Source organism: Pseudomonas sp. MYb327, from assembly GCF_040438925.1.
Classification (GTDB): Bacteria; Pseudomonadota; Gammaproteobacteria; order Pseudomonadales; family Pseudomonadaceae; genus Aquipseudomonas.
Genome location: NZ_CP159258.1, coordinates 4,014,411 through 4,036,765, shown reverse-complemented (window position 1 = coordinate 4,036,765; position 22,355 = coordinate 4,014,411). Strand labels below are relative to the sequence as shown.

At 60.2% G+C, this 22,355-nt stretch carries 19 protein-coding genes; 5 read left to right on the top strand and 14 right to left on the bottom strand.

Annotation, left to right across the window (positions count from 1 at the left end):
* Positions 1-110 precede the first annotated feature (110 nt).
* The 4 genes from ABVN21_RS18245 to ABVN21_RS18230 all read left to right on the top strand — a co-directional run bounded on the left by ABVN21_RS18245 (position 111) and on the right by ABVN21_RS18230 (position 3,659).
* Positions 111-1,145, top strand: a complete 1,035-nt coding sequence (locus ABVN21_RS18245) for an alpha/beta hydrolase (RefSeq protein ID WP_339554355.1) — start codon at positions 111-113, stop codon at positions 1,143-1,145.
* Positions 1,146-1,296: 151 nt separating this feature from the next.
* Entirely contained in the window at positions 1,297-1,962 is a 666-nt protein-coding gene (locus tag ABVN21_RS18240) for a DsbA family oxidoreductase (protein ID WP_339554356.1), read from the top strand.
* Between the two features lie 96 nt (positions 1,963-2,058).
* On the top strand, positions 2,059-2,754 hold the full coding sequence (locus tag ABVN21_RS18235) for a hypothetical protein (protein ID WP_339554357.1): 696 nt from the start codon (positions 2,059-2,061) through the stop codon (positions 2,752-2,754).
* The gene (locus ABVN21_RS18230; RefSeq protein WP_339554358.1) at positions 2,751-3,659 is read left to right on the top strand and encodes a hypothetical protein; all 909 of its coding nucleotides are present in this window, start codon (positions 2,751-2,753) and stop codon (positions 3,657-3,659) included. Before ABVN21_RS18235 ends, ABVN21_RS18230 begins: the two co-directional genes overlap by 4 nt.
* A gap of 114 nt (positions 3,660-3,773) precedes the next feature.
* Here the strand turns inward: ABVN21_RS18230 and ABVN21_RS18225 are convergent, their stop codons facing one another.
* The 7 genes from ABVN21_RS18225 to ABVN21_RS18195 all read right to left on the bottom strand — a co-directional run bounded on the left by ABVN21_RS18225 (position 3,774) and on the right by ABVN21_RS18195 (position 12,419).
* Entirely contained in the window at positions 3,774-5,054 is a 1,281-nt protein-coding gene (locus tag ABVN21_RS18225) for a sigma-54 dependent transcriptional regulator (RefSeq protein ID WP_353637250.1), read from the bottom strand.
* Between the two features lie 44 nt (positions 5,055-5,098).
* Positions 5,099-7,000: a sensor histidine kinase gene (locus ABVN21_RS18220; protein WP_339554360.1), complete on the bottom strand. Its 1,902-nt coding sequence runs from the start codon at positions 6,998-7,000 to the stop codon at positions 5,099-5,101.
* Between the two features lie 158 nt (positions 7,001-7,158).
* Complete coding sequence (locus ABVN21_RS18215; protein ID WP_007975082.1) at positions 7,159-7,893, bottom strand: amino acid ABC transporter ATP-binding protein; 735 nt, start codon at positions 7,891-7,893, stop codon at positions 7,159-7,161.
* Positions 7,890-8,561, bottom strand: coding sequence for an ABC transporter permease subunit (locus ABVN21_RS18210; protein ID WP_339554361.1), 672 nt, complete (start codon positions 8,559-8,561; stop codon positions 7,890-7,892). The genes ABVN21_RS18215 and ABVN21_RS18210 overlap by 4 nt, the downstream gene beginning before the upstream one ends.
* Positions 8,561-9,307, bottom strand: a complete 747-nt coding sequence (locus ABVN21_RS18205) for an amino acid ABC transporter permease (RefSeq protein ID WP_053162189.1) — start codon at positions 9,305-9,307, stop codon at positions 8,561-8,563. The genes ABVN21_RS18210 and ABVN21_RS18205 overlap by 1 nt, the downstream gene beginning before the upstream one ends.
* A 194-nt stretch (positions 9,308-9,501) precedes the next feature.
* Positions 9,502-10,416: a glutamate/aspartate ABC transporter substrate-binding protein gene (locus ABVN21_RS18200; RefSeq protein ID WP_008056636.1), complete on the bottom strand. Its 915-nt coding sequence runs from the start codon at positions 10,414-10,416 to the stop codon at positions 9,502-9,504.
* Positions 10,417-10,793: 377 nt separating this feature from the next.
* A complete protein-coding gene (locus tag ABVN21_RS18195; protein WP_339554362.1) occupies positions 10,794-12,419 on the bottom strand; it encodes a glucan biosynthesis protein D in 1,626 nt (541 codons plus the stop codon).
* A gap of 414 nt (positions 12,420-12,833) precedes the next feature.
* Between ABVN21_RS18195 and ABVN21_RS18190 the strand changes: the two genes are divergently transcribed.
* A complete protein-coding gene (locus ABVN21_RS18190; RefSeq protein WP_339554363.1) occupies positions 12,834-13,019 on the top strand; it encodes a hypothetical protein in 186 nt (61 codons plus the stop codon).
* 182 nt (positions 13,020-13,201) lie between these two features.
* Here ABVN21_RS18190 and ABVN21_RS18185 read toward each other — a convergent pair whose 3' ends face one another.
* The 7 genes from ABVN21_RS18185 to ABVN21_RS18155 form a co-directional block, all read right to left on the bottom strand.
* Positions 13,202-14,686, bottom strand: coding sequence for an amino acid permease (locus ABVN21_RS18185; protein WP_339554364.1), 1,485 nt, complete (start codon positions 14,684-14,686; stop codon positions 13,202-13,204).
* A 225-nt stretch (positions 14,687-14,911) separates the two neighbouring features.
* Positions 14,912-16,336 carry a gamma-aminobutyraldehyde dehydrogenase gene (locus ABVN21_RS18180; RefSeq protein ID WP_339554365.1) on the bottom strand — a complete coding sequence of 475 codons (1,425 nt, stop codon included), beginning with the start codon at positions 16,334-16,336 and terminating at the stop codon, positions 14,912-14,914.
* Positions 16,337-16,506: 170 nt separating this feature from the next.
* Positions 16,507-17,316, bottom strand: a complete 810-nt coding sequence (locus ABVN21_RS18175; RefSeq protein ID WP_253562597.1) for an ABC transporter permease — start codon at positions 17,314-17,316, stop codon at positions 16,507-16,509.
* Positions 17,306-18,253, bottom strand: a complete 948-nt coding sequence (locus ABVN21_RS18170; RefSeq protein WP_339554366.1) for an ABC transporter permease — start codon at positions 18,251-18,253, stop codon at positions 17,306-17,308. Before ABVN21_RS18170 ends, ABVN21_RS18175 begins: the two co-directional genes overlap by 11 nt.
* Before the next feature lies 1 nt (position 18,254).
* On the bottom strand, positions 18,255-19,292 hold the full coding sequence (locus ABVN21_RS18165) for an ABC transporter ATP-binding protein (protein ID WP_339554367.1): 1,038 nt from the start codon (positions 19,290-19,292) through the stop codon (positions 18,255-18,257).
* A gap of 180 nt (positions 19,293-19,472) precedes the next feature.
* Positions 19,473-20,624: a putative ABC transporter substrate-binding protein YdcS gene (gene ydcS, locus ABVN21_RS18160; protein ID WP_339554368.1), complete on the bottom strand. Its 1,152-nt coding sequence runs from the start codon at positions 20,622-20,624 to the stop codon at positions 19,473-19,475.
* A gap of 223 nt (positions 20,625-20,847) precedes the next feature.
* Positions 20,848-22,305, bottom strand: coding sequence for a gamma-aminobutyraldehyde dehydrogenase (locus ABVN21_RS18155; protein ID WP_339554369.1), 1,458 nt, complete (start codon positions 22,303-22,305; stop codon positions 20,848-20,850).
* Positions 22,306-22,355: the final 50 nt, after the last annotated feature.

Here is a 22,355-nt window from a genome sequence, read left to right as displayed (position 1 = left end):
GAATGACCGCCCGGCACTCTTCATCAAACTGTCATGGAACTGTGGCAGCGCGCTTGTACAAAGTTCATCAGACTCGCGCTCTACTGGGGTTCTGCGTTTCGGTGTTTTTCATGCGTGCGTCTTTTTTTTCGATAGCCATATTTCTGGCCGCTTTGCTGTTTGGCCTGCCATCGTTGGCGGCGTCTCGGTGTGACGTCAATGTTCCGACCGAACGGGTCGATCTGGCGCAGGTGAGCCTGGCGTACCAGAGCATCGGTCGTGCGTCGGACCCGGCATTGCTGCTGGTGATGGGCCTGGGCGGGCAACTGATTCACTGGCCCGACGAGGTGGTGGTCGCGCTGTGTCAGCAAGGCTTTCGGGTGATTCGTTATGACAATCGCGATGTCGGCCTGTCGACCTGGCGGCAATCGCCGGTGGAAGCCAACCTGACTTTCGAAGTGCTGCGTTACAAACTCGGTTTGCCGGTATCGGCACCGTACTCGTTGACCGACATGGCCGACGATGGACTGGGGCTGATGGATGCCCTGCACATCGAGCAATTCCACGTGTTGGGCGCCAGCATGGGCGGGATGATCGCCCAACACATGGCGGCCATGGCCCCGCAGCGGATCGAGAGCCTGACCCTGATCATGACCAGTTCTGGCGCCGAAGGCTTGCCGGCACCGAGTGCGGCATTGGTGCAATTGCTCGCGCGGCGGGGCGCGCCCAATCGCGAAGTCGCCCTGGAACAACAGGCCGATTTGTTGGCGGCGCTGGGCAGTCCGACGGTGACGGATGATCGCCAGGCATTGCTGCATCAGGCGGCGCTGTCCTATGACCGGGCGTTCAATCCCGAGGGCGTGAAACGGCAGATCATGGCGATCCTCGCCGAGCCGAGCCGAGTGGCGTTGCTTAACCAATTGCGCGTGCCGGCGCTGGTGGTGCATGGCACCGCCGATCCGCTGTTGCCGGTGATGCATGGCGTGCACCTGGCGGCGCATTTGCGGGGTAGTCAGTTGAAGTTGATTCCGGGGTTGGCCCATCGTTTTCAGGCGGAATTCAAGGCACCGTTGCTGGCGGCGGTGTTGCCGTACTTGCGAGAGCATCGTGAAGACCCATCGCACTGGGCGCAGATCGAGCCCACGGCCGACCACAACCTCCTCTAAGCCCAATCCCCCTGTAGGAACTGGCTTGCCAGCGATGGCGGCGTGCCTGATATACCGTGTCGTCCGGTTCGCCAGCAAGCCGGCTCCTACAGTATGAGCTTCAGGTGTATCGTTCGGACTTTGCGACGCATTTCAGTCAGCGAGGTGTGTAATGAGTACCCCTTTGAAAATCGATTTCGTCAGCGACGTGTCTTGCCCCTGGTGCGTCGTTGGCTTGTATGGCCTGACCAAGGCGTTGCACGTCTTGCGCGATGAAGTACAGGCCGAGATCCGCTTCCAGCCGTTTGAACTGAACCCGAAGATGGGCGCCGAAGGGCAAAACATCACTGAGCACATCACCGAGAAGTACGGGGCGACGCCGGAGCAATCACAGAAGAACCGCGAGGCGATCCGCGCGCGCGGTGCCGAGGTCGGGTTTGCCTTTCGCACGGACGGCAACAGCCGCATCTACAACACCTTCGATGCCCACCGACTGCTCTATTGGGCAGGTCTGGAAGGGCTGCAACTGCAACTGAAGGAAGCGCTGTTCAAGGCGTATTTCACCGACGGCGGCAACCCTTCCGACCATCCACAGTTGGCGCAGATCGCTGAACGTGTCGGCCTGGACCGGCAGCGGGCCGAGGCGATTCTGGCGTCGGACGAATTCGCCAAAGAGGTTCGCGAGGAAGAACAGTTGTGGCTGTCGCGCGGGGTGAGTTCGGTGCCGACCGTGGTTTTCAACGGCCAGTACGCGGTCACGGGCGGGCAGCCGGTGGAGACTTTTGTCGGGGCCATCCGGCAAATCATGAGTGAAGCAAAGGGCGGAACCGTCAGCTAACGGTTTGTTGTCGGCAAAAATATATCAATATGCCACTATAGATTGCGCCGTCGCTGTCGATACAGACAGCGACTTTCAATCATAGGGACTTGATCCATGTCTTTTCACGCTCTACGCACTCTCGCTGCACTCACTCTGCTCGCCTGCCTGACCCTTACCGGCTGCGCCAACGTGCAACCTCCCGTACCGCTGGACCAACAATTCTGGGATGCCAAGGAGCCGACCATCGGCGTCGCGATCACTGAATTGCCGCCGCCGGTACTGGCATTGACCGGAAACCAGGGCATTCTCGATTACGCGATCAACGCCGGCGTCAACAGCAAGCTCAGCGACAACGTCAAAACCTGGCAAGTGCGCGATTTCGACACCCTGCCGGACGTGATCGTCGCCAAGTTGCAGGCCAAGGGCTACAAAGCCAAACGCATCGACGAGAAGGTGGATCTGAAGGCTTACAAGGAAACCAAATTCCGCGAAGGCTACACCATCAAAGACCTGACCCCGATGAAAGCCAAATATGGCGTCGATCGCCTGTTGCTGGTGTACGTCACCGCAACCGGTGCGACCCGCAGCTACTACAGCATCGTGCCGACCAGCGTGCCGATGGCGCAGGTAGGCGGGCAGGGCATGGTGGTTGATCTGGCCGACAACAAACTGCTGTGGTTCCAGCCGTTTGTCGCGGTCCAGGCCGCACAGGGCGAATGGGACGAGCCGACCTACACCAACTTGTCCAACGCGTTCTACCAGGCTGTGGATAACAGCCGTCAGCAAATGATCACCCCGTTCGCGAAATGAAGCGTCCATTCGTAGCGGCCAGTGTGCAGGCCCTGGTGATGTTGGCTGGCTGCGCGCAGAAACCGGCTCCCGAAGCCGGTTTCAAGGATCAGGGGGCACTGCCCTACGTTCAGGCCCACGGGCTCAAGGTCGATGTGCAAGTGCCACAAGTGTTCGTCGGCGCCAGCACGGTGATCGATAGCAAGGACGCCTTGAAGGCTGCCTCATCCAGCCAGGCCCTGCTATTGAACTCGGGCACCAGTGCCGGGTTGGCCGGGGTGTTGGTGGCCAGTCTGGTCAATACGCAGATGGGCAGCGGCACCTTGCAGCGCGATGCGGAAAAAGCCGCCGTCAAAGACTCACGACCGATGGCCGATTTGCTCGGTGGCGTGCCGTTGCAGGAGCGCCTGCAACAGCGCTATCAACAGGCGTCACAAAGTGCCGGGCTGAAGCAGGGTGAGGGTCAGGTCACGGCTCGCCTGTTGATCGAACCAAAACTGATGCTGACTCCGGATCGCGGCAGTTTTGTACTGGTCAATCAGGTGCAGGTTCGGGACATCGCCGGTTCACCGCTGTATCGCATGCGCATCGAGGTGACCAGCCAGCCGGTTCGCCGCTGTGGCCAGCAGTGTATCGATGACGGCGGTCTGGAACTGGCCAAGGTCACCGCCGTGCTCGACGAGTGCATCGACGAATCCATGCGCGTACTGGCCACCGATCTGACGCAACCGACCCCGCCGCCAGCAGCGCAGGAAACCTTGCGTTACGTGCTGGACGGTCAACGCGTGGTCGAGCGTGGTTATCAGCTGGCGAACAACGGTCAGTATTGGCGTTACCGCAACCTCTACGGAGCGGTGAAGTCGGTGCCGGTGCCGTTTGAGGATGCGTTGACCCAGGCCCAGCTCGACAAAGTCTACGGACGCTAAATACACCAAACCTGTAGGAGCCGGCTTGCTGGCGATAGCGGTGTTTCAGTCACATCAATGCTGACTGTGTAGCCGCCATCGCCAACAAGCCGGCTCCTACAGGAGTTGCACTTCTCAGTGACTCAGTCCGTACTTTTTCACTTTGTCGAACAGCGTGGTCTTGGCCATCCCCAGTTCCTGGCTGGCCTGGGTCAGGTTACCGCCGCTGCGCTGCAAGGCATCGCTGAGCAAGTTGCGCTCGAAGGCTTCCACCGCTTCGGCGAAGGCCAGGCCGTGATTGCCAGCGCTGGCACCGGGCTTCTTGAAGGCCGGCAGGCCGAGGGCAAAGCGCTCGGCGACGTTGCGCAGTTCGCGCACGTTGCCCGGCCAGTCGTGGCTCATCAGGTTCGACACGGTCTGGTTGTCCAGCTCCGGCGCGGCGCGGTCGAAGCGCAGTGACGACTGCTGCAAGAAATGCTCGAACAGTTGCAGGATGTCTTCGCGGCGTTCGCGCAGCGGCGGCAGTTCGAGGGTCACCACGTTGAGCCGGTAATACAGGTCGCTGCGGAATTCACCGGCCTTGCTCGATTCGACGAGGTCAGATTTGGTCGCGGCAATCACCCGGCAATCCACCGCTACGCTCTGGTTCGAGCCGAGGCGTTCGAGGGTGCGCTCCTGCAAGACCCGCAGCAGTTTGATCTGCAAGGGCAGGGGCATGCTTTCCACTTCGTCGAGGAACAGCGTGCCGCCGTCGGCGTGTTCGATCTTGCCGATGCGCCGCTTTCCGGCGCCGGTGAAGGCGTTGGCTTCATGGCCGAAAATTTCGCTTTCGAACAGGTTCTCCGGCAGGCCGCCGCAGTTCAGCGCCACGAATTGCTTGGAGTGGCGGCGACTGGAGTCATGCAGGCAACGGGCGACCAGTTCCTTGCCGGTGCCGGTTTCACCTTCGATCAACACGTTGGCCGACGTGTCGGCGACGTTGGCGATCAGCTCGCGCAAATTCTGCATGGCCGGCGAACGGCCGATGATCCGCCCTTCCAGGGAGTCGCGTTCGGCCAGTTGCCGCCGCAGCGACGAGACTTCCCGCGCCAGGCTGCGTTGCTCCAGCGCACGGCGGGCCACGTCCACCAGGCGCTCCGGAGAAAACGGTTTTTCCATGAAGTCGTAGGCGCCTTTTTGCATCGCGCCGACGGCCATGGAAATGTCGCCGTGCCCGGTAATCAGCACCACCGGCAGGCTGCGGTCGCGGGCCTTGAGCCGACCCAGCAGTTCCAGGCCATCGATGCCCGGCAAGCGAATGTCGCTGATGACGATACCGGCAAAATTGTCGCCGACCCGTTCCAGCGCTTCCTCGGCGCTGCCCACGCCGATGCAGGGAATGTCTTCCAGGGTCAGCGCCTGTTGGCAGCCGAGCAGCACATGGGGGTCGTCTTCGACGATCAATACACTAAGGTCGTTGTTCATATTGGCTCGGCGGGAATGGGGCTTACCAACGGTAAACTGAGGACGAAAGCGGTGCCACCGCTGGACGGATGCTCGACACCCAAGTGGCCGCCAGTGGCGGCGGCCAGGCTCGCGGAAAGGGTCAGGCCAAGGCCCAAACCCTGCTCGCCGGGTTTGGTGGTGAAGAAGGGTTCGAACAAATGCTTGCGCGCTTCGGCGTCGATGCCATGGCCGTTGTCGCGCACGCGCAATCGATATTTGCCCTCGAACACTTCGCCTTCCAGCCACAGCGCGGGTTGCGGTTGCGCGTGCATGGCGTCGAGGGCGTTGCCGATCAGGTTGACCAGTATCTGCTCCAGACGGGTCTGGTCGATCTGCACTTGCACATCGTCGAAATGGCGGTGCACTTGCAGATGGGTGTTTTCCATCCGACTGCCAAGCAACTGCAAGGCCGCATCCACGCCTTTACCGAGACAGGCCTGGCCCTTGTCGTCACCGCGCCGGGCGAAGGAGCGCAGGCTGGCGGTGATCCGGCCCATGCGATCGATCAATTCATTGATGGTCTTGAGGTTGGTGCTGGCCACGTCCAGTTGACCGCGCTCGAGAAAACGCACGGTATTGCCGGACAGCGTACGCAGCGCGGCCAATGGCTGGTTCAATTCGTGGGCGATGCTGGTGGACATCTGGCCGATGGCGGCGAGTTTTCCGGCCTGCACCAGTTCATCCTGGGCCCGGCGCAGCGTCTCTTCAGCATGCCGGCGTTCGCGGATCTGGCCCTTGAGCCGTTCATTGCTGGCGCGCAGGTCGACGGTGCGTTCGGTAATCCGACGCTCCAGTTGATTGTTGGCTTCCTGCAAGGCTTCCCGCGCGGCGAGGCGGGTGGCGATGACCTTGCGCCGCTCGTTCCAGGCGATCAGCAGGAACGCCACGAGGGCAAATGCCACCGCCACGAGCATCCCCTGATTGATCGCTTCGCGGCGCAGATCCTGTAGCGGCGTGAGCAGGGTGAAGTTCCACGGGGTATCGCTCAACGGGCGAGTCTGTGCCAGATAACTGATGTTTTCTTCGTCGGAGGCCAATTCGCTATTAGCGGGGAACGTGAGCTTCTCCACGCCTTCGGAAAGCGTTTCTCGCGCCAGCGGTTGCAGTTCGTTCAGCGGAAACCAGTAGTACTGCAGGCTGCGGGCGAGTTTTTCCTTGGTTTCCTCGCTCAGCGGCACCACTGATTTCAGGCGTCTTGCCGGATCGCTGGAAAGAATGATGATGCCGTTTTCGTCACTGACAAACGCTTCGAGACGCGCTCGCTGCCAGCGTTCTTCCATGGCTTCGAGGCGGACCTTAACCACCGCGACGCCGATGATCTTGCCGTGTTCTTCCAGGCCGTGAGCCAGGTAGTAACCGGGCTCACCGTTGGTGCTGCCGATGCCGTAGAAACGGCCCGGCTGCCCGCGTACGGCGCTCTGGAAATAGGCGCGGAAGGACAGGTCTTCACCCAGGTAACTGTCGACATCGCGCCAGTTGCTGGTGGCCATGACGCGCCCGGTGGTGTCCATCACGTAAATGGCCCGACTGCGGCTGCGACGGTTCAGGCCTTCAAGGTAATCGTTGACCGTTTGCCGGTGCTCCGGAGTCGGGTCGTCCAGCAGCCTGGAAACACTGGTTTCAAGTTCCAGCAGGCTGGGCAGGTAGGTGTATTTGCTGATTTCGCTTTCCACGGCACGGGCGTGCAGTTCCAGCTGGCGCTGGCCGTTTTCGCTGAGGCTGCGAATGCCATAGTGTTCACTGACCCAGAAGCCGATATAACCCAATCCGATCATCAGCGCGATGATCAGTGGCGGCAGGAACAGATGGCGAATCAGACGGGGTTTCACGGCGAGTGATGGCGGTGCGGCGCGATAGAGAGAGGGGTCGCATTTCATCACAGATGCCTTGGGTCAACCACAACACAAATCTCAAGCCTGGCACTGTCCCCTGTAGGAGCCGGCTTGCCGGCGATGGCGATGTACCTGACGACATGAATGTCAGGTTGAGATCGCATCGCTGGCAAGCCAGCTCCTACAGGACGGCAGTGATGGCTTTAGTGCTGCAGAATCTTGTTGAGAAAGTGCTGCGTACGCTCGGCGCGGTGGCTGATGTCGCCGAAGAACTCTTCCTTCTTGCAGTCTTCGATGATCTTGCCGGCGTCCATGAAGATCACGCGGTCGGCCACTTTACGGGCGAAGCCCATTTCGTGGGTCACGCACATCATGGTCATGCCTTCGTGGGCCAGTTGCACCATCACGTCGAGCACTTCGTTGACCATTTCCGGGTCGAGCGCCGAGGTCGGTTCATCGAACAGCATCACGATCGGGTCCATCGCCAGCGCACGGGCAATCGCCACACGCTGTTGCTGACCCCCAGACAATTGGCCCGGGTGCTTGTGTGCATGAGCCGAGAGCCCGACGCGCTCAAGCAATTGCAGGCCTTTCTTGGTGGCCTCTTCCTTGCTGCGACCCAACACCTTGATCTGCGCGATGGTCAGGTTTTCGGTGATGGTCAGGTGCGGGAACAGCTCGAAATGCTGGAACACCATGCCCACGCGCGAACGCAGTTTCGGCAGGTTGGTTTTCGGGTCGGCAATGGAGGTGCCATCGACCACGATGTCGCCTTTCTGGAACGGTTCCAGCGCGTTGACGCATTTGATCAGGGTCGACTTGCCGGAACCGGATGGCCCGCACACCACGATCACTTCGCCTTTTTTGACCTCGGTGCTGCAATCAGTCAGTACCTGGAAGTCCCCATACCACTTGTTGATGCTTTTGATAGAGATCATACGGCGAACCTTTTTTGCAGACGCTTGACCAGCTGAGAGGCGGCGAAGCTGATGATGAAGTACACGAGACCCGCGAAAATCAGGAACTCATTGGAGCGGCCAATGATGTCGCCACTGGCGCGCGAAGCATTGAGGAAGTCCACCAGGCCGACGGCGTAAACCAGCGAGGTGTCCTGAAACAGGATGATGCTCTGTTGCAGCAGCAACGGCGTCATCTTGCGGAACGCTTGCGGCAGGATGATCAGGCGCATCATCTGGCCGTAAGACATGCCCAGCGCCTGGGCAGCGCCCATCTGGCCCTTGGGTATCGACTGCACACCGGCACGGACGATTTCGCAGAAGTACGCCGCTTCGAACATCATGAAGGCCACGATGCACGAGGCGAACGCGCCGATCGGCGTGTCTTCGCCAGTGATCCAGCGCAATACGAACGGCACCGCCAGGTAGAACCAGGTGATCACCAACAGCAGCGGGATCGAGCGGAAGTAGTTGACGTAGGCGCCGGCCAGGTTCGACAGCAGTTTGTTGTGCGACAGACGGCACAGCGCCAGGATCGTGCCGAGGATGATCCCGCCGATCACGCCCATGATCATCAGCTTGAGGGTCATGACCATGCCGTTCCACAGGCCGGGAATGGCCGGGATGATGCCCGAGAAGTCGAATTCCATCATTTACCCCCTACGGAAATCAGGCCCGGTACGGCGACTTTCTTCTCGACCAGACGCATCAGCAACATCAGGCTCATGTTCAGGGTGAAGTAGATCAGCGTGGCCAGGGTGAAGGCTTCGAACAGGTTGGCGGAGAACTCGGCGGTCTGTTTGGTCTGCGCGAGCAATTCCATCAAACCGATCAGCGAGGCCACGGAAGTGTTCTTGAACACGTTCAAGAATTCCGAAGTGAGCGGCGGAATGATGATCCGGTAGGCCTGGGGCAGCAGCACGTTCCAGTAGATCTGCGGCAGCTTGAAACCCATGGCGCGGGCCGCGGATTCCTGGCCTTTTGGCAGGGCCTGGATACCGGTACGCACCTGTTCGCAAACGCGAGCGGTGGTGAACAGGCCGAGGCAGACGACAACGCTGAGGAAGGCCGAAGTGGTCGGGTTCAGGTCCTGCTTGTACCACTCTTGCAGGTCGGCCGGCAGCAGGTCGGGTACCAGGAAGTACCAGATGAACAGCTGAACCAGCAGCGGCACGTTACGGAAGAGTTCGACGTAGCAGGTGGCGATACCCGATACGATGCGGTTCGGCACGGTACGCATGACGCCCAGGATCGAGCCCAGTGTCAGGGCGATGATCCAGGCCGCGATGGCGATGCCGATGGTCCAGGCCAGACCGGTCACGTACCAGTCGAGATACGTCTCGCTGCCCACGCCGGTGGACTTGAAGAACACGCCCCAGTCCCAGTTGTAATTCATTAGGGTCTCCCCTCGGATTCGATCGATGTACAAGTACCCGCTTGGGGAAAGCTCCGTTCCCGCCTGAACCTTGACGGTCAGGCACACGCGAACGGCTCGACAGCCACCCGTTCGAGTGTTTCCAAAAATGCCAGCAGGGAGTGACAACCTCCTGAAAGGGCCTAGGCCCTCTCAGGAGATAGGTTAGTCAGAAATCAGGACTTCTTGTCGTCAGCCGCTTTATCGGTCGGATTGGCGATCAGGGCCTTGAGCTCGTCGCTCATCGGGAAGTTCAGGTTCAGGTTCTTCGGCGGGATTGGTTGCATGAACCATTTTTCATAGATCTTGTTGATCTCGCCCGACGCGTAGGTGGCCTTGATGGCGTCATCCACAGCTTTTTTGAACGGCTCGTCGCCTTTGCGCACCATGCAGCCGTAGATTTCGTAGGACTGTGGAGTGCCGGTCACTGCCCAGTCGCTCGCCTTCTTGGCTTTGGCGGCTTCGCCGGCCAGCAGCGCGTCGTCCATCATGAAGGCGACGGCACGGCCGGTTTCCAGCATCTGGAAGGACTCGCCGTGGTCTTTGGCGGAAATGACGTTCATGCCCATCTGCTTGTCGGCGTTCATCGCCTTGAGGATGCGCTCGGACGTGGTGCCGGCGGTGGTCACGACGTTCTTGCCGGCCAGATCCGGGAAGTCCTTGTACTTGGAGTCTGCCTTGGACAGCAGGCGAGTACCGATTTCAAAGATGCCGACGGAGAAGTCAACTTGCTGCTGACGCTCGACGTTGTTGGTGGTGGAACCGCATTCGAGGTCCACGGTGCCGTTTTGCACCAGTGGGATACGGGTCTGCGAGGTGACCAGGTTGTATTTGACTTGCAGGTTAGGCAGGTCCAGGTCTTTTTTCAGTGCTTCGACGACTTTCAGCTGGATGTCGTGGGAGTAGCCGACCGGCTTGCCGGAAGCGTCCGCGATGTAGGAGAAAGGAATGGAAGCGTCACGATGCCCGAGGGTGATGACACCGGACTCTTTGATCTTCTTCAGGGTGCCGGTGAGTTCGGCGGCGAAAACTGGCGTGCTGATCAGAGCGGCAGCAATGGCTGCGCCCAGGATATGGGGAACGATGCGCATCAAATTTTCCTCGACATTGTTTTTTTTATGGAGCCAGTTCATCGGCCCTTTTGTGCTTCGAATGCCTGACGGCTCCTGAAGTGTTGGCGCAACAGGCATTCGTCGAAGAAGTGTAGAGCATGACTCGTGCCAGGCCAGGGCTGATGATTCAATCTATTGATTTATAAGGGAATTAAATATTTGTGGTGGGTTTTGTAGCGCGGAATAATCCGGTTAACCGAACCGACCATCGGGTCGCGTTCGGAAAACCGAATGGTGGCAAATGCGCTTTACCTTTTGTAGGAGCCGGCTTGCTGGCGATGGCGGTGTTTCAGTCAGCATTGATGGGGCTGATACACCGCCATCGCCAGCAAGCCGGCTCCTACAGTCAGGTGATGTCAGGGATATTTGCGCTTTTCCGGGGCTGGCGGGAAGTATTGGTACAACCAGGTTTCACTCAGCGTCCGGTCGTTGGTGCGGATGAACAGCCGCAGCTCAACCGGCTCGACACTGTCATTGGTCGGGAACCAGTCGAAGGTGATGCGGTAACCCTTGATGTCATCGAGCACCAGCACGTTGAAATCCTTGACCTGGCCGTTGGAGCACGTGACCACCGGCTCTATCCCCGCGCCTTCCGGCAAACGGTCGAGGCCGCCGCCCGTGAAGTCGACCGCGAAGCGACGGGCCCAGACTTCCGGATAATGTTCGCCCGGTGCCCAACCCTCGGTGAAGCCGCCCATGCCCGAACGTGTCGCATGGACCCGCGCCAGCGGTGTGCCAACCGGCGGCAGGGCACTCCAGTAGAGCTTGTAGCCGTAGTTCAGCGAGTCACCGGCTGCGACCGGTTTCTTCGGCGTCCAGAAGGCGACGATGTTATCCAGCGTTTCGCCGGTGGTAGGAATTTCCAGCAGATCGATCGAGCCTTCGCCCCACGCGGTCGTCGGTTCGACCCATAGGCTCGGGCGCCGGCTGTACCAGTCGACGGTGTCCTGATAGCTGGCGAACTCGTGATCGGTCTGCACCAGGCCGAAACCCTTCGGATCCTTGTCGGAAAAAGCGTTGAATTGCAGGGTGGCCGGGTTGTTCAGTGGACGGCAGATCCATTCGCCGTTGCCACGCCACATCGCCAGGCGATCGGAGTCGTGGATCTGTGGGTGAATGGTGTCGCACATGCGCCGTTCATGGGTGCCGCAGCTGAACATGCTGGTCATCGGCGCGATGCCCAATTGTTCGATGGCGGTACGCGCGTTGACGTGGGCGTCGATTTCCATCACCACGCGCTCGGCCTGGCAATCGATGTCGAAACGATAGGCACCGGTGGCGCTTGGCGAATCGAGCAGGGCGTATACCACGAAGCGGGTGCTGTCCTTGTCCGGGGTCTCGAACCAGAACTTGGTGAAGTCGGGGAATTCTTCGCGCTTTTTGGCGTAGGTGTCGATGGCCAGACCGCGAGCCGACAGGCCGTACTGGCCGGTGGCATCCACCGCGCGGAAGTAGCTGGCGCCGAGGAACGACACCACGTCGTGCTTATCCAGCTCCGGCGCCTTGAACAGCTTGAACCCGGAAAACCCCAGGTCGCCCGTGAGCTGCTTGGTATCGACGGTGGTTTTTTCATAATTGAACAGCGACGGGCGGAAATGCACCTCGCGTGACATTCGGGTCTTGGGATCGACGCTGTACATGCGCACCGGCTGCTTGAACCCCATGCCGACATGGAAAAACTGCACATCCAGCTGACCCTTGTTGTCCTTCCACAACGAATGGTCGCCGTCGTAGCGGATCGCGTTGAAGTTTTGCGGAGTCATGGTCGCCAGGGTCGGCGGCAACACCTGCTTGGTGTCCTGGTAGCGATTGCTGGCCAGCTGCTTGGCCTGGATTTTCAGCGCTTCGAAATCGAAAGACTGCGCTTCGCCATCGGCCGCCCCGGTGGCGGCCCAGGCACGGGCGGCGAGCAGGCCGGTGGCAGACAAACCGGTGTAGGCAGCGATGGCCATGGAGGCTTTGAGCAAATTCCTGCGGTGCATAAGTACAACCTGTCGTGAACGATCCCGCGCCGTTCCTGGCACGTGCTGGATCAGAAATAACGGTTCGGACATGCCTTCGGCCAAACGCGACGGACTTTAAACAGATGCCGGATAGCTTAAACCGTTCGATTGCAGAGCAAAATTGATTGATGGCACCGCGCTAGTGCCGGAATGAAACAAGACATGTCGGTAAAGATTTCTGACAGCGGCTTCTGATTTACAGGGCATTTCTGCTTTTTTCGACTAATTACTCTAAAAACCGCTTTTCAGCGCGCGGATAGTTTCTATTCTATGGGCATGACCGGTTTATGCCCTTCGGGCCGGTGCGGTTCAGTGGGCACCAGACAGCTGCTGAAAAAGGTTAGGGCGATGCGGTTTCTGAAGTTTTCTTTGACGTAGAGAAGGACATCGTCCATGTCGAAAGTACAAGGCATCACCGAAATACTGGGAATCTTTCCGTGCCTGGCCACGGGGCGACGCAGACGTCGGATCAACTCGGAGGAAATGAAACTGTTGGAGCGCTATCGGGAGTTGTCGGAGAGCGACCGGATCGCGATGAGGTATCTGGTGGATGCGATGAGGAATGTTTCGCGGTTTTGAGTGGGGCTGGTTACCGTGGGAGCCATGGCTTTCACGGTGGCCAGACTGATCAATTTGCCTGCATCGCGCGTTGGCTATCAATGGCCGTCTGCGGTCTCTGTATGAGCGCATTCCCCTGTAGGAGCTGCCGCAGCCTGCGACAGCTCCTACAGGTTTTGCGTTCGATCAAAGGACAAATATCCTTACCGACTAACCTTCCACGCATCCCCCGCGGGCGCTTTGCCGTGGTCATACGGCTTGGCAATCCACATATAGAGCAAGCCCAAGCCAATCACGATGGCGGTACTTAGCACCATGGCATAGTTGATGTACCACGCGGCATCCGGTGTACGCGGCCAGGCCATGTTGATAATGGCGCCGACGCCATAGACCAGCGCGCCGATGTTCACCGCCCAGCCCCAGGCGCCGAGGGTGAATTTGCCGCTCGGTTTCCAGCCTTTCAAGCGTGCATACAACGCAGCAAGAACGATCATCTGGAAGGCCAGGTAGATGCCGATGGCGGCGAAGCTAACGATGGTGGCGACGGCGTCCTGCAGGAAGAAGCCGAGGATGATGATCAGGGCCGGCAGGACACCGGAAACGAACAGCGCCGCAACCGGGACCTGCGTCGTAGGAGAAATCTTCTTCAGCAGTCGGCTACCGATGACCATTTCATCGCGAGCGTAGGAATACAGCAGACGACTGGCCGCCGCTTGCAGGCTGATGACGCAGGAGATGAAGGAAATCATCACCACGCCCATCACCATTTTCGAGCCGACCGGACCGAAAGCATTGTTGAGGATGGTGCCGACCGGGTCCTTGTCGGTGCCGTCGATGACTGCTTGCATGTCCGGCACGGCGAGGATCAGTGCCAGGCAGGCGAACATCGCCGCGATGCCGCCGATGTAGATGGTCATGCGCATGGCCACCGGGATTTGCTTGCTCGGGTTCGGGGTTTCTTCGGCCACGTCGCCACAGGCCTCAAACCCGTAGTACAGGAACATCCCCGCCAGTGACGCGGTGAGGAAGGCCGGCAAGTACGAGCCATTGACGCTGATGTCGAAGGTGTTGAACAGCACGCTGATCGGTTGATGCCGCTCGAAGACCAGCAGGTAAACACCGACGATCACCGCGCCCACCAGTTCGCAGAGAAAGCCGAACATGGCGATGCGTGCCAGCACCTTGGTGCCGCTGAGGTTGACCAGGGTGGCGAACAGCGTCAGCACCAGGGCAATGACGATGTTGGTGTTGTTGCTCGGTTCAAAACCCAGCATGGCGGCGAGGTACGGACCGGCGCCGACCGCAACGGCGGCGATGGTTACGCACAGGGCGATGGAGTAGATCCAGCCGACCATCCACGCCCAACGCTTGCCCACCAAGCGACGAGCCCACGGGTACACGCCGCCGGAAATCGGGAACTGTGAAACCACTTCACCAAAGATCAGGCACACCAGCAACTGGCCGCAACCGACCAGCAAATAGGCCCAGAACATCGGTGGCCCGCCAGCGGCGAGGCACAGGCCGAAGAGGGTATAAACCCCTACGACCGGTGACAGATAAGTGAAGCCCAGGGCGAAGTTTTCCCACAGGCTCATGCTGCGATTGAAGTTGGAGGTGTAACCCAGTTTGCGTAGTTGCTCGGCGTCGCTATCGGCAACGGCAGCTGAGAGATCGGGTGATGCACTCATGTGTGTTTGCTCCGTGAAATCGGCAGATTTCGGATGTCCGACACCGTGGCGAGGCTTTGGGAGCGCCGTCCGGGTCGGTGGTTATTGTTTTAACTTCTATGGTCTGGAACCTGGTGGTGCCTAATGCCAGTTTCGGCCTTGAAACCGAGGTGACTCATTCGCTGGCAAGCCAGCTCCTACAGGTTCAGTGCAATCCTTGTAGGAGCCAGCCTGCTGGCGATGCTTTTAGTGCTTGAACATCACATGCCGCACAACGGTGTAGTCCTCCAACCCATACATCGACATGTCCTTCCCGTACCCGGACAATTTCTGACCGCCGTGAGGCATTTCGCTGACGAGCATGAAGTGCGTGTTGACCCAGGTGCAGCCGTACTGCAAGCGCGCCGACAAGCGATGAGCGCGTCCGACGTCGGCGGTCCATACCGATGACGCCAGGCCGTAGTCCGAATCATTGGCCCAGCCCAATACCTGCGCTTCATCGCTGAATTTGGTCACCGAGACCACCGGCCCGAACACTTCGCGGCGGACGATTTCGTCGTCCTGCTGCGCGTCGGCTAGCACGGTTGGTTCGAAGAAGAAGCCATTGCCGTCCACCGCTTTACCGCCCGTGATCAAACGGATGTGCGGCTGCGCCACGGCGCGCTCGACGAACCCGGCCACGCGGTCGCGGTGCTGCGCGGTGATCAACGGGCCGAGCTCGGTCGATGGATCATCCTGCAAACCGTACTTGATGCTGCTGACCGCCGCGCCGAGCTTCTCGACGAACTTGTCGTAAATGCCTTCCTGCGCATAGATGCGGCAAGCGGCGGTGCAATCCTGGCCGGCGTTGTAGAAGCCGAAGGTGCGGATGCCTTCGACAGCGGCGTCGATGTCGGCATCGTCGAAGATGATCACCGGGGCCTTGCCGCCCAGTTCCATGTGCATGCGTTTGACGGTGTCGGCGGTGCTGGAAATGATGTTCGAACCGGTGGCGATCGAGCCGGTCAGCGACACCATGCGCACTTTCGGGTGAGTGACCAGCGGGCTACCGACGGTAGGACCACGGCCGAACACCAGATTGAGTACGCCGGCCGGGAAGATTTCCGACGCCAGTTGTGCCAGGCGCAGGGCGGTCAGCGGGGTTTGTTCCGACGGCTTGAGCACCACGGTATTACCGGCGGCCAGGGCTGGGGCGATTTTCCAGGCGACCATCATCAGCGGGTAGTTCCACGGCGCGATGGAGGCGATCACGCCCACCGGGTCGCGGCGAATCATCGAGGTGTGGCCGGGCAAGTATTCGCCACCAGCCGAGCCGCTCATGCAACGGCTGGCACCGGCAAAGAAACGGAACACGTCGGCAATCGCCGGGATCTCGTCGTTCAGCGCGGCGCTGTAGGGCTTGCCGCAGTTGTCCGATTCCAGTTTGGCCAGCTCTTCGCCGTGGGCTTCGATGGCGTCGGCGAGCTTGAGCAGCAGCAGGGAGCGCTCTTTGGGCGGGGTTTGCGACCAACCGTCGAACGCGGCATCGGCGGCGCGCACGGCGGCATCGACCTGGGCTTCACTGGCTTCGTTGATTTCCACCAAAACGCGGCCCAGCGCCGGGTTGAATACCGGTTGGGCGGGGCCTTCGCCGTCGAGCAGTTGGCCGTTGATCAAGAGTTGGGTCTGCATGGCATTGTCCTCTTCGAACCTGTTGTTTTATTCACTGTGGAAACCGGTCCCTTGTAGGAGCTGGCTTGCCAGCGATGGGGCCATCAGGCTCAACAAAGATGTTGGCTGATCTACCGCTATCGCCAGCAAGCCGGCTCCTACAGGATTCGGTTCCTTCAGTGGTTATTTGGTTATTTCCCGCCGCTACCGGCCACGCTCTCACCGCCCCGCGTCAGGTAATACGCGCCAAGAATCGGCAGCATGGTCACGATCATCACCAGCATCGCGACGACGTTGGTCACCGGCACGTCCCGTGGGCGACTGAGTTGGTTGAGCAGCCACAGCGGCAGCGTGCGTTCGTGGCCGGCGGTGAAGGTGGTGACGATGATTTCGTCGAACGACAGCGCGAACGCCAACATGCCGCCGGCGAGCAACGCCGAGCCGAGGTTCGGCAGGATGATGTAGCGGAAGGTCTGCCAACCATCGGCGCCGAGGTCCATCGAGGCCTCGATCAAACTGTGCGAGGTGCGGCGCAATCGGGCGATGACGTTGTTGTAGACGATCACCACACAGAAGGTCGCGTGGCCGACGATGATGGTGAACATCCCCGGTTCGATCCCCAGCGTCTTGAAGGTCGCCAGCAAGGCGATCCCGGTGATGATCCCCGGCAAAGCGATCGGCAGGATCAGCATCAGCGAGATACCTTGCTTGCCGAAGAAATCCCGGCGGTACAACGCCGCCGAAGCCAGCGTGCCGAGGACCATGGCGATCAGCGTGGCAATCGAGGCGATCTGCAACGACAACTTGATGGCTTCGAGCACGTCAGGCCGCGAAAACGCCACGCCGATCCACTTCAGGGTGAAGCCCTTGGGCGGAAAGCTGAACGCTGCGTCTTCGGTGTTGAAGGCGTAGAGGAAGATGATCAGGATCGGGAAGTGCAGGAACACCAACCCGCCCCAGGCTGCGATTCGTAGCCCGATTGAAGCCTTTTCAGAGTGCATCGAAGGCCCCCAGTCGTTTGACGATAGTCAGGTAAATGGCGATCAACACAATGGGCACCAGGGTGAACGCGGCGGCCATTGGCATGTTGCCGATTGCGCCTTGCTGGGCGTAGACCATGCTGCCGACGAAGTAACCCGGTGGGCCGACCAATTGCGGCACGATGAAGTCGCCGAGGGTCAGCGAGAAGGTGAAGATCGAACCTGCCGCAATGCCCGGGATCGACAGCGGCAAAATCACTTGCATGAAGGTCTGGCGCGGTTTGGCGCCGAGGTCGGCGGACGCTTGCAGCAACGACGGCGGCAAACGTTCGAGCGAGGCCTGGATCGGCAGGATCATGAACGGCAGCCAGATGTAGACGAACACCATGAACCGCCCCAGGTGCGAGGTCGATAAGGTGCTGCCGCCAACGCCGGGAATGCCCAGCACCAACTGCAAAACCGGTTCCAGACCCAAATGCTGCACGAACCACTGCGCTACGCCGCCCTTGGCCAGCAGCAAAGTCCAGGCATAGGCCTTGACGATGTAGCTGGCCCACATCGGCATCATCACTGCGATGTAGAAAAACGCCTTGGTTTTGCCGGTGGTGTAGCGCGCCATGTAGTAGGCAATCGGGAACGCGACGATGGCGCTGGCAATGGACACGACGATCGCCATGCTCAGGGTGCGCAGGATGATGTCGAAGTTCGACGGCTGGAACAGCGCGGCGAAGTTCGCCAGGGTCAGGTCCGGCGTGACCGCCATGGTGAAGTCGTCGAAGGTGTAGAAACCTTGCCACAGCAAGGTCAGCAACGAACCCAGATAGATCGCGCCGAACCATAGCAGCGGCGGCACCAGCAGCATCGACAGGTACAGGTTAGGCCGGCGATACAGCAGGTTGGAAAACCTGCGCAGTGGCGAGCTGCCGGCCGAAGTTTGGGGGATAGCCACGCTGGTCATGTCACACCCCACCGACGATGGTGTCGTGCAACGGGATCATCGCTTCGCGCGCCCAACGAGCGCTGAGGCGTTGCCCGGTTTGATGTTGCGCGCTGCTGTCGATCCACTGGTTGTTGGCCTGGCTGACGTTCAGGGTCTGGCCGTTTTCCAGCTTCAGTTCATAGCGTGTGGCGCTGCCCTGGTACTGGATGTCGTGCAGTAAACCGCTGACTTCGATCTCGTGCGCGGCCAACGGGCCTTCGGCGAAACGCACGTGTTCCGGGCGAATCGAAAACGGCTGTGGGTTGCCGCTCAACTGCTTCGCCAGGTCGCCGCGAATCACGTTGGAGGTGCCGACGAATTCCGCCACGAACGTGGTTGCGGGTTTCATGTACAGGTTGCGCGGAGTGTCGACCTGCTCGATGCGGCCCTTGTTGAACACCGCCACGCGGTCGGACATCGACAGTGCTTCGGTCTGATCGTGGGTGACGAAAATGAAGGTGATACCGAGTTGGCGTTGCAGTTTCTTCAGCTCGCTTTGCATTTGCTCGCGCAGCTTCAAATCGAGCGCGCCAAGCGGCTCGTCCAGCAGCAATACGCGCGGGCGGTTGACCAGAGCGCGGGCCAGGGCCACACGCTGGCGTTGACCGCCGGAGAGCTGCACCGGTTTGCGCTCGCCGTAGCCGCCGAGGGCAACCATATCAAGGGCTTCTTCGGCGCGTTTGAGGCGTTCGGCCTTGCCGACGCCTTTGACTTTCAAGCCGTAGGCGACGTTGTCGCGAACGTTCATGTGCGGGAACAGCGCGTAATCCTGGAACACGGTGTTCACGTCACGCTGATATGGCGGCAGCCCGGCGGCTTCTTCGCCATGAATACGGATAGAGCCCGCGCTCGGTTGTTCGAAACCGGCGATCAGGCGCAGACAGGTGGTTTTGCCCGAGCCGGAAGGCCCCAGCATGGAGAAAAACTCGCCGTCCTGGATGTCGATGGAAACCCGGTCAACGGCTTTCACTTCGCCGAATAGACGGGAAACGTTGGTGAACTGGACTGCAAGCGTCATGGTGCGGTGCTCCAAAAAGGCGAGGGCCGTCGCAGCGGCCCTGCCTGGACTTCTGAAAAATCTGAATCGGTAGAGAAGAGCGCTTCGCGCTCTTTCGCTGGCAAGCCAGCTCCTACAGGGGGTACGCGGACTGTGTAGGAGCCGGCTTGCTGGCGATAAGGTCCGTAGGACCTTCGGGCGTTAGCGGCCGCCCATGATCGCGATGTAGTCCTGGGTCCAGCGGCTGTACGGCACGAACTTGCCGCCTTCAGCCTGTGGGGTTTTCCAGAAGGCGATCTTGTCGAACTGATCGAAACCGTTGGTCTTGCAACCTTCGGCGCCGAGCAATTCGCTACCGGTGCAAGCAGCCGGTACGGCTGGCAACGAGCCGAACCACGCCGCCACATCGCCCTGGACCTTCGGTTGCAGCGACCAGTCCATCCACTTGTACGCGCAGTTCGGGTGCTTGGCCTCGGTGTGCAGCATGGTGGTGTCGGCCCAACCGGTGGCGCCTTCTTTCGGGATGGTCGAAGCGATTGGCTGTTTCTCGTTGACCAGGCCGTTGACCTGATACGGCCAGGCCCCGGATGCCACTACACCTTCGTTCTTGAAGTCACTCATTTGCACGGTGGTGTCGTGCCAGTAGCGGTGGATCAACGGCTGCTGGGCGCGCAACAGGTCAAGCACGGCTTTGTATTGCACTTCGGTCAGTTCGTAGGGGTTCTGGATGCCCAGTTCCGGCTTGGCGGACTTGAGGTACAGCGCCGCGTCGGCGATGTAGATCGGGCCGTCATAGGCTTGTACGCGACCCTTGTTCGGCTTGCCGTCCGGAAGGTTTTGCGCATTGAACAGCACGCCCCAACTGTCGGGCGCGGTCTTGAACACGTTGGTGTTGTACATCAACACGTTCGGACCCCACTGGTACGGAGTGCCGTAGGTTTGCTTGTTGACCACGTACCACGGCGCATCGTTGAGGCGCGGGTCGAGGTTCTTCCAGTTCGGGATCAGCGCGGTGTTGATCGGCTGTACACGCTTGCCGACGATCAGGCGCAGCGAGGCATCGCCGGACGCGGTCACCAGGTCGTAACCACCCTTGGCCATCAGGCTGACCATCTCATCGGAGGTCGCAGCGGTTTTCACGTTGACCTTGCAGCCGGTTTCCTTTTCGAAGCCGGTCACCCAGTCGTAGGCCTTGTCGCTTTCGCCACGTTCGATGTAGCCAGGCCACGCCACAATATCCAATTGGCCTTCGCCCGCCCCGACAGCTTTCAGCGGCTCGGCGGCCTGGACACTGGCACTGGCCAGCAGCGCGGTAGTGATTGCACTGAGCAGTGCGGTCTTGTGCACGAACATGGGATTTCCCTCTTCTTTAAATTATGGTCGGGGCAGTTTTGAACGTGGTTTTCAACGTCGAAACAAGATCCTGTAGGAGCCGGCTTGCCGGCGATGAGTCCCTCAAGCCTTGCGGTCTCCTGATGGACGCCATCGCTGGCAAGCCAGCTCCTGCAAGGGGACCGCTTTGTTCCAACGTTTCTACATCAATGCCTTTACGGCTAATTGTTAGCGTAGTGCTCTTTTATAAATGCTGTCCGTGGCGCGCCATGATGTGCCGCACCACGCTGTAGTCCTGAAGCGAATCGCTGGACAGGTCTTTGCCGTAGCCCGAACGCTTGAGGCCGCCGTGGGGCATTTCGCTGACCAGCATGAAATGGCTGTTGATCCAGGTGCAGCCGTACTGCAACCGCGCAGCGACCTGCATCGCCTTGTCGAGGTTCTGGGTCCAGACCGAAGACGCCAGGCCGTATTCCGAATCGTTGGCCCAGTCCACCGCTTGTTCGAGTTCATCGAAACGGGTCACGGTGACCACCGGCCCGAACACTTCGCGCTGGACGATTTCGTCGTTCTGTTTGCAGCCGGCCAACAGGGTTGGCTGGTAATAGAAGCCGGCCCCGGAATGCACCGCAGCGCCGGTCACTCGTTCAATGTGCGGCTGGCCCAGGGCGCGTTCGACGAAACTGGCCACGCGGTCGCGCTGGCGGGTGCTGATCAGTGGGCCGATTTCATTGTCGGCGTCGCGTTTTCCGGCGAAGCGCAGGCTGCTGACCGCCGCGCCGAGTTCGGCCACCAGGCGATCGTGAATCCCGGTCTGTGCATAAACCCGGCACGCGGCGGTGCAATCCTGACCGGCGTTGTAATAGCCGTAAGTGCGCACGCCTTCGACGACCGCTTGAATGTCCGCGTCGTTGCAGACGATTACCGGGGCCTTGCCGCCGAGTTCGAGGTGAGTGCGCTTGAGGGTTTTCGCGGCGGCCTGGAGGATTTTCTGCCCGGTGACGATATCGCCGGTCAACGACACCATTCGCACTTTTGGATGGCTGACCAGATGGCTGCCGACACCTTCACCGCCGCCGCAGACAATGTTGATCACACCGCGCGGGAGTATTTCGGCCAGCGCTGGCGCTAGCGCCAGAATTGACAGCGGCGTGTGTTCGGAAGGCTTGAACACCAGCGTATTGCCGGCGGCCAGGGCCGGGGCGATTTTCCACGCGGCCATCATGATCGGGTAGTTCCACGGCGCAATCGATGCCACCACGCCAATGGGATCGCGGCGGACCATGCTGGTGTAGCCCGGCAGGTATTCGCCGCTGAGCTGGCCGGTCTGGCAGCGCACGGCGCCGGCGAAGAAACGGAACACGTCAACCGTGGCGCTCAAATCATCCTGACGGGCCAGGTGCAACGGCTTGCCGCAGTTGAGGGCTTCGAGGCGGGCCAGATGATCGGCGTTTTTTTCGATGGCGTTGGCGATGTCCAGCAACAGGTTGGAGCGCTGCTGCGGTGTGGTTCGCGACCAACTGGCGAATGCGCGGTGGGCGGCAAGGATGGCGGCTTCGACTTGCTCGGTGCTGGCTTCGGCGATCTGCGTCAGGACTTCGCCGGTCGCCGGGTTGAGAATCGGCTCGACAAAACCCAGGCCCGCGACCAATTCGCCATCGATCAACAACGCGGTGAACAACGGGGTCTGCGCGCCAGCCATTTTTCGTGGTCTCTTTTTTTGTGTGGCTTCGTGTAACGACATAGCGGCGC

Excerpts from the sequence above, each read along its gene's own strand:
- ABVN21_RS18180 (WP_339554365.1), bottom strand. The coding sequence starts at position 16,336 with ATGCAGACCCAACTCTTGATCAACGGCCAACTGCTCGACGGCGAAGGC.
- ABVN21_RS18220 (WP_339554360.1), bottom strand. The coding sequence starts at position 7,000 with ATGAAATGCGACCCCTCTCTCTATCGCGCCGCACCGCCATCACTCGCC.
- ABVN21_RS18190 (WP_339554363.1), top strand. The coding sequence starts at position 12,834 with ATGTCGAAAGTACAAGGCATCACCGAAATACTGGGAATCTTTCCGTGC.
- ABVN21_RS18175 (WP_253562597.1), bottom strand. The coding sequence starts at position 17,316 with ATGCACTCTGAAAAGGCTTCAATCGGGCTACGAATCGCAGCCTGGGGC.
- ABVN21_RS18165 (WP_339554367.1), bottom strand. The coding sequence starts at position 19,292 with ATGACGCTTGCAGTCCAGTTCACCAACGTTTCCCGTCTATTCGGCGAA.
- ABVN21_RS18155 (WP_339554369.1), bottom strand. The coding sequence starts at position 22,305 with ATGGCTGGCGCGCAGACCCCGTTGTTCACCGCGTTGTTGATCGATGGC.
- ABVN21_RS18245 (WP_339554355.1), top strand. The coding sequence starts at position 111 with ATGCGTGCGTCTTTTTTTTCGATAGCCATATTTCTGGCCGCTTTGCTG.
- ABVN21_RS18210 (WP_339554361.1), bottom strand. The coding sequence starts at position 8,561 with ATGGAATTCGACTTCTCGGGCATCATCCCGGCCATTCCCGGCCTGTGG.
- ABVN21_RS18195 (WP_339554362.1), bottom strand. The coding sequence starts at position 12,419 with ATGCACCGCAGGAATTTGCTCAAAGCCTCCATGGCCATCGCTGCCTAC.
- ABVN21_RS18200 (WP_008056636.1), bottom strand. The coding sequence starts at position 10,416 with ATGCGCATCGTTCCCCATATCCTGGGCGCAGCCATTGCTGCCGCTCTG.
- ABVN21_RS18230 (WP_339554358.1), top strand. The coding sequence starts at position 2,751 with ATGAAGCGTCCATTCGTAGCGGCCAGTGTGCAGGCCCTGGTGATGTTG.
- ydcS (WP_339554368.1), bottom strand. The coding sequence starts at position 20,624 with ATGTTCGTGCACAAGACCGCACTGCTCAGTGCAATCACTACCGCGCTG.
- ABVN21_RS18205 (WP_053162189.1), bottom strand. The coding sequence starts at position 9,307 with ATGAATTACAACTGGGACTGGGGCGTGTTCTTCAAGTCCACCGGCGTG.
- ABVN21_RS18170 (WP_339554366.1), bottom strand. The coding sequence starts at position 18,253 with ATGACCAGCGTGGCTATCCCCCAAACTTCGGCCGGCAGCTCGCCACTG.
- ABVN21_RS18235 (WP_339554357.1), top strand. The coding sequence starts at position 2,059 with ATGTCTTTTCACGCTCTACGCACTCTCGCTGCACTCACTCTGCTCGCC.
- ABVN21_RS18185 (WP_339554364.1), bottom strand. The coding sequence starts at position 14,686 with ATGAGTGCATCACCCGATCTCTCAGCTGCCGTTGCCGATAGCGACGCC.
- ABVN21_RS18240 (WP_339554356.1), top strand. The coding sequence starts at position 1,297 with ATGAGTACCCCTTTGAAAATCGATTTCGTCAGCGACGTGTCTTGCCCC.
- ABVN21_RS18215 (WP_007975082.1), bottom strand. The coding sequence starts at position 7,893 with ATGATCTCTATCAAAAGCATCAACAAGTGGTATGGGGACTTCCAGGTA.